At 66.0% G+C, this 11796-nt stretch carries 7 protein-coding genes; 5 read left to right on the top strand and 2 right to left on the bottom strand.

From position 1 onward, the window contains the following. Positions 1–45: 45 nt before the first annotated feature. Positions 46–1704, bottom strand: coding sequence for an ABC transporter substrate-binding protein (locus BLS91_RS06615; RefSeq protein WP_092339959.1), 1659 nt, complete (start codon positions 1702–1704; stop codon positions 46–48). 392 nt (positions 1705–2096) lie between these two features. On the opposite strand from BLS91_RS06615, the gene ileS reads away from it, so the two are divergent. The 4 genes from ileS to ndk all read left to right on the top strand — a co-directional run bounded on the left by ileS (position 2097) and on the right by ndk (position 7807). After that, complete coding sequence (ileS, locus tag BLS91_RS06620) at positions 2097–5504, top strand: isoleucine--tRNA ligase (RefSeq protein WP_092340196.1); 3408 nt, start codon at positions 2097–2099, stop codon at positions 5502–5504. A 70-nt stretch (positions 5505–5574) separates the two neighbouring features. Next, complete coding sequence (locus tag BLS91_RS06625) at positions 5575–6945, top strand: bifunctional folylpolyglutamate synthase/dihydrofolate synthase (RefSeq protein ID WP_092340197.1); 1371 nt, start codon at positions 5575–5577, stop codon at positions 6943–6945. Beyond that, positions 6942–7388: a DUF4233 domain-containing protein gene (locus BLS91_RS06630; RefSeq protein WP_233197305.1), complete on the top strand. Its 447-nt coding sequence runs from the start codon at positions 6942–6944 to the stop codon at positions 7386–7388. The genes BLS91_RS06625 and BLS91_RS06630 overlap by 4 nt, the downstream gene beginning before the upstream one ends. After that, positions 7385–7807: a nucleoside-diphosphate kinase gene (gene ndk / locus BLS91_RS06635; RefSeq protein ID WP_092339961.1), complete on the top strand. Its 423-nt coding sequence runs from the start codon at positions 7385–7387 to the stop codon at positions 7805–7807. Before BLS91_RS06630 ends, ndk begins: the two co-directional genes overlap by 4 nt. A gap of 59 nt (positions 7808–7866) precedes the next feature. Here ndk and BLS91_RS06640 read toward each other — a convergent pair whose 3' ends face one another. Next, a complete protein-coding gene (locus BLS91_RS06640) occupies positions 7867–8466 on the bottom strand; it encodes a vitamin K epoxide reductase family protein (protein WP_233206231.1) in 600 nt (199 codons plus the stop codon). A gap of 339 nt (positions 8467–8805) precedes the next feature. Between BLS91_RS06640 and BLS91_RS06645 the strand changes: the two genes are divergently transcribed. Beyond that, the gene (locus tag BLS91_RS06645) at positions 8806–11724 is read left to right on the top strand and encodes an Rne/Rng family ribonuclease (RefSeq protein ID WP_241983144.1); all 2919 of its coding nucleotides are present in this window, start codon (positions 8806–8808) and stop codon (positions 11722–11724) included. Positions 11725–11796 lie beyond the last annotated feature (72 nt).

Raw genomic sequence — 11796 nt, forward strand, 5'->3', positions numbered from 1 at the left:
CAGAGGCCGGTCGAACCGACCCCGCCCCGGGCCGATCGGGCGGCGCTACCGGTTCAGCCACGTGTCGTAGAGCGTGGGCACGGCCACGGTCGGCAGGGTGCGCAAGCCTATGACATCGCTGCGCAGCAGGTAGTGGTTCTGCTGGTCGTAGAGCGGCAAGATGTAGAAACCCTCCAGAATGCGGTTCTGGGCGTCGGCGTAGAGCGAGGCGCGCTCGGCGACATCCGTGGTGCGCGCCGCGGTCGTCAGCAGCTCGTCGATGGCGGGGTCATTGACCTGGGCCAGGTTGGCGAAGTACCCGCTCGGCGCTGGCACGATACTGGCGGAGTGGTACAGAATGCGCAGCACGTCGGGGCCGACCTTGGTGTACGGCGCGCTCACCGCGTCATAGTCGTTACTGGCGAGGGCGGCGTACCAGCTCGAGAGGTCCATCGGGGCCAGCTTGACCTCGAAGCCGGTCTCCTTCGCCGTGGCCTGAATCTGTTCGAACACGCTCTGCTCGGCCGGGATCGACTGGTTCGTGCTCACCGGAAACTCCACGCTCAGCCGCACGCCGTCTTTGATGCGGTAGCCGTCGGCATCCGTTTGGCCCCAGCCAGCCGCCTGGAGCAGCGTAACGGCGGCGGCCGGGTCGTAGTCGAACAGTGCGGGGTTCGAGACGGCGGTGCTCTCTGCGCTCGACAGGGCCGAATACGACCGGGTGGCGGTGCCCTGGAAGAGGCTCGAGACGGCGTCGTCGACGTTGGCTGAGCGGATGAACGCCTCACGAACGCGCACATCGTTGAAGGGGGCCTGACCCGAGTTCAGTTCAATGCGGTTGGAGGCACCGGGTCGCGGAGAGTCGAGCTGCTCGATCGAATCGCTCTGCTTCGCCTGCACGATGGTGTCGGGCTGGGCGTTGTCGATCACGTCGACCTCACCGGACTGCAGGGCGGCGTAGCGGGAGGCGGAGTCGGGGATGAACCGCCAGATGACCTTGTCGAGGTAGGCGGGGCCGGCGTGGGCGGCATCCGCTGGTGGGGAGACGTAGTCGTCATTGCGCACGAGGGTGATCGCGTTCTGCTTCACCCAGCTGTCCACGAGGAACGGGCCGGTGCCGACCGGGCTCGCGCAGTTCTCGTCCTGGCTGCGCTCGAGTGCGGTCGGCGATTCCATGGCGAGCCAGGTCTGGGAGAGCGATTCCAGCAGGGCGCTGTCCGGTTCGCTGAGGGTGAAGCGCACCACGGTGGGGGAGACCGCTTCGGTGCCGGTGACCTTACCGAGCCCGAGATAGCCGGTCGACGACAGGGTTGTCGGGTCTTGCAGGTGGGCGATATTGGCCTGCACGGCCGCCGCGTCGAACACGGTGCCGTCGGTGAAGGTCACGTCAGAGCGCAGGGTGAAGTCCCAGGTCAGGCCGTCCTCGCTCGGGATCCAGGACTCGGCCAGCCAGGGGATGATCGTGCCGGCGGTGTCCCGGGAAACGAGGGATTCCAGGTATTGGGCGCTGACCAGCGCCTGAGGAAAGTTGCCGCCGACGTGCGGGTCGAGGCAGGTCGGTTCGGCGTCGCCCGAGGCATAGGTGAGCGTTCCGCCGGTTTTCGGTTCCCCGACCGGTTCGTTCGAGCCGGCCGGGGTGCAGCCGGCGACGAGCAAGCCCAGGGCAATGATGCCGGTGGTGGCGGCGAGCAGACGACGGGTGCGCCAGGGGTGCCGAAAGGGCATGAAGAATCTCTTTTCCCGGCGGATGCGCGCCGAGTTTGCGTTCACAGGTATGCCTTGCGGGGCACCCCTCAACGTTAGGCTACGTCGGGCCAACGGGGGACAGTCATTACGCGCATCCGTTCTTCTGCCGACATATCAGTCACGAGCATTCATCCGGTACGATTAAAACGAATGACAGTGACCCGGCCATCACCGGGAAGTCTTCGGAAGAACAGCTGGAAGCCCTCGGGCAGCCAGCTCAGTAGAACCGAACGAGTCGGGCCCGTTACAGCCTGTGAACAAGCGGTCATCCGGCAGTTTCGGGTGGCAAGCGAGGTGGTACCGCGGCGATTTCTCCAGAATCGTTCGTCCTCGTGGAGCAGGGCCCAGTGACCCGTCCCGGTAGGAGAAGCATTTTGTACCCCAAGAGCCGCAATACCCAAAACGGTGCCACACCCGGCGAAGCCATCGTTCCGTCGCCGAATTTTCCGGCCGTCGAGACCGAGGTGCTGGAATTCTGGAAGAACGACGACACCTTCCAGGCCTCCATCGACCAACGCGCCGGCGCCGAGGAATGGACCTTCTACGACGGCCCGCCGTTCGCCAACGGTCTGCCGCACTACGGCCACCTGCTCACCGGCTACGCCAAGGACCTGTTCCCCCGTTTTCAGACCATGCGCGGCAAGCAGGTGCACCGCCGGTTCGGCTGGGACACCCACGGTCTTCCCGCTGAGCTGGAGGCGGAGCGCAAACTCGGCATCACGGACAAAAGCCAGATCGAAGAGATGGGCCTCGCCGCGTTCAACGCGGTCGCCCGCGAGTCGGTGCTGGAATACACCAAAGACTGGGAAGAGTACGTCACCCGCCAGGCCCGCTGGGTTGACTTCGAGAACGACTACAAGACCCTCGACATCACCTTCATGGAATCGGTAATCTGGGCGTTCAAACAGCTGCACACCAAGGGCCTCGCCTACGAGGGCTACCGAGTGCTGCCGTACTGCTGGCGCGACCAGACCCCGCTGTCCAACCACGAACTGCGCATGGACGACGACGTCTATAAGATGCGCCAGGACCAGACCGTCACCGTGACCTTCCCGCTGATCGGCGCCAAGGCGGAGACGCTCGGCCTCACCGCCGTGCGCGCCCTGGCCTGGACCACGACCCCGTGGACCCTGCCGACGAACTTCGCGCTCGCCGTTGGCCCCGAGATTGTCTACGCCGTCGTTCCGGCCGGCCCGAACGGCACGCCCGACGCCGAGGTGCTGCGCGAAGCCACCGATACCGCAGCGACTGTGCTCGGTGCCGAATACCTCATCGCCATCGATCTGGTCGGCAACTACGCGAAGGACCTGGGCTACGAGAGTGCCGCCGAGGCATCCGCTGCCGTGTCGCGCACAATTATCGGCAGCGAGCTCGAGGGCGTCAGCTACGACCGCCTGTTCGATTATTACGCCGACGAGTCGGTCTGGGGCACGCAGAATGCGTGGCGCATCCTCGTGGCCGACTACGTCACCACGAGCGACGGTACCGGCATCGTGCACCAGGCTCCCGCTTACGGCGAGGAGGACCAGAAGATCGGTGAGGCCGCCGGCATCCCGGTGATCCTCTCGCTCGACGACGGCGGCAAGTTCCTCAGCGACGTTCCCGACGTCGCCGGAGCGCTCTGGAGCGACGCCAACAAGCCGCTCACCGCGCTGCTCAAGGCCAACGGCCGGCTGCTGCGCCAGGCCAGCTACGAGCACTCCTACCCGCACTGCTGGCGCTGCCGCAACCCGCTCATCTATAAGGCCGTCTCGAGCTGGTTCGTGCGCGTCACCGACTTTCGCCCGCGCATGGTCGAGCTCAACCAACAGGTGAACTGGGTACCCGAGAACGTGAAGGACGGCCAGTTCGGCAAGTGGATTGGCAACGCCCGCGACTGGTCGATCAGCCGCAACCGTTACTGGGGCTCACCGATCCCGGTCTGGAAGAGCGACAACCCCGATTACCCCCGAACGGATGTCTACGGCTCGCTCGACGAGTTGGCCGCCGATTTCGGGGTGCGCCCCACCGACCTGCACCGCCCTTACATCGACGAACTGACCCGTCCGAACCCGGACGACCCCACCGGCCAGTCGACGATGCGCCGCATCACGGACGTGCTCGACGTCTGGTTCGACTCCGGATCGATGCCGTTCGCCCAGGTGCACTACCCGTTCGAGAATCGGGAATGGTTCGAAGCGCACAACCCGGCCGACTTCATCGTGGAGTACATCGGACAGACTCGCGGCTGGTTCTACCTGCTGCACGTGCTCTCCACCGCCCTGTTCGACCGGCCGGCCTTCAAGAACGTGGTCAGCCACGGCATCGTGCTCGGCAACGACGGCCAGAAGATGTCGAAGTCGCTGCGCAACTATCCCGACGTCAATGAGGTCTTCGACCGCGACGGCGCCGACGCCATGCGCTGGTTCCTGATGAGCTCGCCGGTACTGCGCGGTGGCAACCTGGTCGTCACCGAGGAAGGCATTCGAGAGGGTGCTCGCCAGGTCATGCTGCCGCTCTGGAGCACGTACTACTTCCTCACCCTGTACGCGAACGCCTCGGGTACTGACGGTGCCACCGGCTATGAGGCCACCTGGCGCACCGATTCGACCGACGTGCTCGACCGCTACCTTCTGGCCAAGACCCGGGACCTGATCGTCGGCGTCACGGCCGACCTCGAAGCCCTCGACAGCACGGTCGCCGCGGCGCGCCTGCGCGACTTCGCCGACGTGCTCACCAACTGGTACGTGCGCCGGTCGCGCGACCGGTTCTGGGGTGGCGCGGCTTTCGGTGCCACCGAGCACGAAGCCTTCGACACCCTGTACACCGTGCTCGAAACCGTCTGCCGGGTGACCGCGCCGCTGCTGCCCCTCGTCACCGAGCGCATCTGGAAGGGCCTCACCGGCGGTCGCAGCGTGCACCTCGAAGACTGGCCGGACGCGACCCTGTTTCCCGCCGACGAGACCCTCGTCACGGCGATGGACCAGGTGCGCCTGATCAGCAGCACGGTGCTCTCGCTGCGCAAGCAGGCCGGCCTGCGCGTGCGCCTGCCGTTGACCAACCTCACCGTCGTCACCGGCAACACCGCGGCGCTCGGAGCCTTCAGCGGCATCCTGCGCGACGAACTCAACGTGAAGACGGTCACCCTGATCGAGCTCGAAGACGACAGTGCCGCCGCATACGGAGTCGCGAGCAAGCTCGTCGTGAACGCCCGCGCCGCCGGTCCGCGCCTCGGCAAGCAGGTGCAGCAGGTCATCAAGGCCGCCCGCGCCGGCGACTGGAGCGAGACCGACGGCCGTGTCACGGCCGGCGGCATCGCCCTGGAACCGAGCGAGTACGAGCTGACCCTCGAGGCGAACAGTGACGCCGACGACGGCGGAGCCGCACTCGCCCTGCTGCCCGGCGGCGGATTCACGCTGCTCGCCACGAATACCACGCCTGAACTCGAGGCTGAGGGGTTCGCCCGCGACCTGATTCGCGCCGTGCAGGACACCCGCAAGTCGGCCGGTTTTCAGGTGAGCGACCGCATCCGTCTCGATCTGATCTTTCAGAGCGAAGCGGATGCCGACAGCTTCGACCTCGCCCTCGGCGTCGACGTCGCGGCGGAAACTCTCGCCACGAGTTTCACAACGCACCGCCCGTCAACCGGCGAATTCTCGGCCGAGCTGCCGTCGGAGTGGCTGGAAGCCCGGGTCGGCGCGCCCGTCGAGCACTACGTCCGCTTTGAAGCCGACCACTATGTCAATCTGGGCGCCGTCATCGTGGCCGTCGCACGCGTGAATGGAGCAATCCTTGTCTGACAACGACAATCCCACTGACGACACCGCTGACTGGAAGAACATCACCGGTCGCGGCGACGACGAGGAGCCGATGAATCAGCCTGCCCCGCTCGACGCCTTCCGCGAAGCCGGAGACGCCGTCTTCGCCGAGCTTCTGCAGCGGGTGGGGGAGGCCCAGCCGCAGCCGCGCCTGGCGCCCACCCGGCGTGCCCTCGACTTTCTCGGCGACCCGCAGGGCTCGTATCCGATCATTCACGTGGCCGGCACCAACGGTAAAACCAGCACGAGCCGCCTGGTCGAGAGCATCGTGCGGGCGTACGGGCTGCGCACCGGCCTGCTGACCAGCCCGCACCTGGTGCGTCTGAACGAGCGCATCGTCATTGACGGCGAACCGATCAGTGACCAGATCCTGGCCGCGAACTGGGCCGATATCAAGCCCTACCTGCAACTCGTCGACACAGAACTCGAAGCTGCCGGGGATGTCCCGCTGACCTTCTTCGAAGCGCTGACCGTGCTGGCCTTCGCCTGCTTCGCCGACGCACCGGTCGACGTGGCCGTGATCGAGGTCGGCATGGGCGGTGAGTGGGATTCCACCAACGTCGCCGACGGCCAGGTCGCGGTGTTTACCCCGATCGCGCTCGACCACACGCTGCGCCTTGGCAACACCGTCGCCGAGATCGCCCGCACCAAGAGCGGCATCATCAAGCCGGCGGCATCCGTTGTCTCCGCGGCGCAAAGCGCCGACGTGCGGGCCGAGCTGGATCGTGCGGCAAAACTGAGCGAGTCGACCCTGGCCCACGAGAATGAAGGCTTTGAACTGCTTTCGAGCACCGTGGCCGTTGGCGGCCAGGTCATCTCGGTGCGCGGTCTGGCCGGCACCTACACCGAATTGTTCCTGCCGCTCTACGGTACCCATCAGGCGCAGAACGCCGCGGTGGCCATCGCCGCCGTCGAATCGTTCCTCGGCGCTGGCAGCCAGGCCCTGGTCGGTGACCTGCTCGCCGAGGGCCTCGCCACGGCGACCTCGCCCGGCCGCCTGCAACTCGTCGGCATTGAACCGACGGTGCTCGTGGATGCCGCGCACAACCCGCACGGAGCGATGGCCCTCGCCGCCGCGCTCGAGGCCTACTTCGACTTTGACGAGATCGCCGTGGTCGTTGGAGTCCTCGCCGACAAGGACGCCGAGGGCATCGTCGCGGCGCTCGCCCCTCAGGTCGACCGCTTCTACGTCACGGAGCCGCACTCCGAGCGGGCCGTGCGCATGGACGACCTGGCCGACAACATCGCCGAGTGGACCAGCGACGAGGTCACCTTCCGCTTCGACGATCTGGCCGCTGCGCTCGAGAGCGCCCGCGAGTGGGCGGCCGAGGCGCCCAAACGCGCTGTGCTGGTCACCGGCTCGATCGTGCTCGTCGGCGAAGCGATCACGCTCGCCGCCGCCGGGGAATGGATGGAGAAGTGAGCCTCGTGGCCGACGGCGCTGACGAGTCTGGCGCAGGCAGGTCCGGCGCAGGCCGGCCTCGCCGGTCGTCGGGGCCGCGCTCGGTGAAACGGTCGCTCGCCACGATTTTGCTCGGCTTCGAGACGATCGTTGTCTTTCTCGGTGCCGTCGTCACCCTGGGTCTCGTGTCGGTGGCGACCGAACCCACACCGGTCTCGCCGCTGGCCGTCATCATCGGAGGCGTGTTGCTCGTGCTGGCCATGGTCGGCCTGATCGGACTGCTCCGCTACAGCTGGTCCTACCCGATCGGCTGGGCGCTGCAGGCGATCATCATCGCCACCGGGTTCGTCACCCCGGCCATGTTTTTTGTCGGCGCCCTCTTTGCCGCCATGTGGGCCTACTGCATGATCACCGGCTCTCGAATAGATCACACGAATCCAGATCAACCCAAGGAGATTGCATGAACACCCCGATCGAAGAAACCCTCGTCTTGGTCAAGCCCGACGGCGTTGCGCGCAACCTGACCGGCGAGATTTTGCGCCGCATCGAGGCCAAGGGCTATTCCCTGGTTGACCTGAAGCTGGTTGAACCCGACCGCTCGCTGCTGGCCGCGCACTACGCCGAGCACGAGGGCAAGCCGTTCTTCGAACCCCTCGTCGAATTCATGGAAAGCGGCCCCATCGTCGCCTTCCGCATTGCAGGCAACCGCGTCATCGAGGGTTTCCGAGCCCTGGCCGGTACCACCGACCCGACAACTGCAGCTCCCGGCACCATTCGCGGTGACCTCGGTCGTGACTGGGGTTCGAAGGTTCAGCAGAACCTCGTGCATGGCTCCGATTCGCCCGAATCCGCCGCTCGCGAGCTCGCGCTCTGGTTCGACTAACCAGAGCGTCACGAAAGGCCCCGTCTCGTTTTCGAGGCGGGGCCATGCTGGTTTCGCAACTAAAGGCGGTTGAGCACGTCCATGTTGACCTGCGCCACGATGAAGAACACGATGTAGCAGACGATCGTGATGACGAAGATCCAGGAATACGCGGCTCCGGCGAACCGGCGAACGGATGCCCCGCCCGGCAGATTCCCGACCTTGAAGTTGTAGAGGGTCACGGCCAGAAAAGCCGGAATGGTCACCGCCCAGGTCACCATGCACCATGGGCACAGCACATCGAGCACGAAAATGCTCTGGCCGATCAACCAGATCACGAATATGATCGCGGCGAGCATACCGATGTTGAAGCCCACCCAGAACCAGCGGGCGAATCGGGCCCCGGCCAGAATGGCCACGCCGATCGTGATGACCACGCTCCAGGCGGCGAGTCCGATCAGCGGGTTCGGAAAGCCGAGGATGGCGCCCTGTGGGGAGGCGAGATTGGTCGCGCAGCCGATGAGAACGCTGAAGCTGCAGCTCAGTTGAGCGTTCTTGTCTTCCAGCAGGTGGAGCTTGTCGAGCGTGAGCGCGAATGCCGCTGTAAACGCGATGATCCCGGCGATGATCAGGAAAATAGCCAGGCCGGTTGGACGCTGAGAACGCTCTGTCGTTGGCACTCTTGTGATTATGCCACTCGCGCTGCACGGCTTTGTGCGATTACATGCGATAATCGTGGGTAGTCGTTGAGCCGCGCTCAAGCAGACGCCACTGAGCTTAATGAGTCTTAATGAGTACAGAGCTTGCCTGGGCAACAGTCGCCCAGAATTAGGGTCCCACGATCCGAAGTATTTGCAGCCAGAGCACAGTCCCCGAGCACAGTTTCGACCAAGACCGGGGGGCAAAGCCGGTTGCCGCAGTAAAAAATTCGCGGGGTTTTCACGAAGGTGACAACCTCGCACGAGAGAGTAACCGGTGGGTGGCGCGGTCATCCACAGCGGTCAAGGAGCGCACCAGTGATGGTGGAAGACAACGAAAACAAGAAACGCAAGAGCCTGTTCGGCACTCGCAAATCAACCCGGAAGGCGCCGGTCACCCGGTCGACCGCCGCCCCAGCAGCCGAGGCACCCGCAACGCCGGTCGTCGCCGAGCCAGAGCCCGCCAGGGTCACCATCGCGGAGTACAACAACGTCACCGGAGCGCAGCAGATGACCGACGTCACGCCCGATCTCGCCGACGACAAGGCGACAGCACCCGTGCGCCGGTCGTTCTCCCTGCTGTTCCAGGCGCCGGAGATCCTGCCGATGCCGGCGCGCACCGGCATCCGCCAGTCGCATCAGGACGATGACGACGACGAAGAAGAAACCACGACGGTTCGTCGTCGTGCCCGTCGTCGCACCGGCGACGAGAGCCGCTCAGGCACCGACGACCCGGCCAACACCGTCGTCAAGGTGCGCGCCCCGCGCGAACCCGAGCTCATCACCGAACCCCAGCGCATCAAGGGATCCACACGGCTTGAAGCCAAGAAGCAGCGCCGCCGCGACGGCCGTGATGCCGGGCGCCGTCGCCCGGTCATTACCGAGGCCGAGTTCCTCGCCCGCCGCGAGTCCGTCGACCGTCTCATGGTCGTGCGCGCCAAGCACAACAAGATCCAGATCGGCGTCCTCGAAGACGGCGTGCTGGTCGAGCACTACGTGGCCAAGAATCAGGACGCCTCGCTCATCGGCAACGTCTACCTCGGCCGGGTGCAGAACGTGCTCCCGAGCATGGAAGCCGCGTTCGTCGACATCGGACGCGGCCGCAACGCCGTGCTCTACTCCGGTGAGGTCGACTGGGACGCTGCCGCCGAGAACTCCGGCAGCAGCAACCAGGCCCGCCGCATCGAGCTGGCCCTCAAGCCCGGCGACAAGGTCCTTGTGCAGGTCACGAAGGACCCGATCGGTCACAAGGGCGCCCGCCTCACCAGCCAGGTGTCCCTGCCTGGCCGCTACCTCGTTTACGTGCCCAACGGTTCGATGAACGGCATCAGCCGTAAGCTCCCCGACACCGAGCGTGCGCGCCTGAAGAAGATCCTCAAGGAGGTTCTGCCCGACAATGTCGGAGTCATCGTGCGCACCGCCGCCGAGGGCGCCACCGACGAGCAGCTCACCGTCGACGTCAACCGACTGCGCGAACAGTGGGCGCACATCGCGGAGCAGGTCGAATCGGCCCAGGCCCCCGCCGAGCTGCACAGCGAGCCCGACCTGCTGGTCAAGATCGTGCGCGATGTTTTCAACGAAGATTTCCAGCGGATGGTCGTGGCCGGCCCCGACGTGCGCGCCACTATTGAGACCTACCTCAGCCAGGTAGCTCCCGACCTGCTCGAGCGCGTTGAAACCTACGAGGGCGAGGTCGACGCGTTCGACGAGTTCCGCATCTCGGAGCAGATCGAGAAGGCTCTCGACCGCAAGGTCTGGCTGCCGTCCGGCGGATCCCTCGTGATCGACCGCACCGAGGCCATGACCGTCGTCGACGTCAACACCGGCAAGTTCGTCGGCAGCGGCGGCAACCTCGAAGAGACCGTCACCAAAAACAACCTCGAAGCGGCCGAGGAGATCGTGCGCCAGCTGCGCCTGCGCGACATTGGCGGCATCATTGTGGTCGACTTCATCGACATGGTGCTCGAATCGAACCGCGACCTCGTGTCGCGTCGGCTGATCGAATGCCTCAGCCGCGACCGCACCAAGCACCAGGTGGCCGAGGTCACCTCGCTCGGACTCGTGCAGATGACCCGTAAGAAGCTCGGCCTCGGACTGCTGGAGTCGTTCAGTGAAAACTGCGAGGCCTGCGCAGGTCGCGGCATCATCGTGCACCACGACCCGGTGATCAAGCACCGCCAGACCGCGCAGCCGCCGCAGGAGCGCCGACCGCGCGCCAAGGCCGGCAGCTCCGCCCCCAATAACAGTGGCGGCAGCAACGCCTCCAGCACTGGCGGCTCCGGCAGCAACCGGGACAACGGGCACAACTCGGGTCAGCGCGACAGCGCTTTTGACGCGCCGAAGAGCGGCCAGGGCACCCACGGCATCACCGAGGACGCCAAGCAGGCTCTCGCGCTGATCGCCGCGCGCACCATCACCCGCACCGGCTCGATCTCGATCATTCCGCTCGAAAGCAGGGAAGCGGACGCTGACGCAGCGACCTTAGCGCCGGTCACGACCGAATCTGCCCACACCGATTCAGCCGGTACCGAGCAGGTCGGTACCGAGCAGGTCGGCACCGTGCAGGTCGGCACCGAGCACGCCGACGCCGAGCACGCCGACGCCGAGCACGCCGACACGGCGAACGTCGAGCAGGCCGGACCGGCAGGCGCCGAACCGGTGAGCACCGAGCGTTCACGCGGTCGGCAGTCGCGGTCGCGCGGCCAGAACGGGCGCACCCAGCAGTCGCGGTCCGAGCAGGCCCGCGCCCGCCAGGCCAGCACGGAACTGGCCAACGCGCAGCAGGCCAACACGCAGCAGGCCGGCACGGAACCGTCGAGCACGCAGCAGGCCGAGCCCGAGGCATCCGCTGCCCCCGTCACTGAGCAGTTCGTCGCGACGAAAGCAACGGATACCGCACCCCGCACCCGCGGTGGGCGCAGCACCCTCGCAGCCGGAGCGCCGACCGTTTCAACACCGATCGTGCCGACCCCCGCCCCCGACACATCGGAGTCTGTTGACATCCTCGACATTCCGGTGAAGAAGTCCACACGCACCACCCGGCGCCCCAGCAAGCAGGTCACCGACCAGCTGCTGGATTCGGTGCTCGACTCGCTGCCGGAACCGAAACTTCCCGGTCAGGGACGCGCGCGCAGCCGTCGCGTCACGACCGCCGGCGGTTCCGCCGGCCAGGCCATTTTGACCGCGACCGGTTCGGCGACCTCCGCGTCGACGTCCAGCCAGCCGCCGCACGGCGACTAGGCCCAAACAGAAGTTAGACGGTAACGCAATCGGCGGGCAGCTCCCTCTCCTGCGGCGATGGCCTCTCGGCCT

Origin of the sequence: Cryobacterium flavum (assembly GCF_900103805.1) — a bacterium.
GTDB classification, from domain to species: domain Bacteria; phylum Actinomycetota; class Actinomycetes; order Actinomycetales; family Microbacteriaceae; genus Cryobacterium; species Cryobacterium flavum.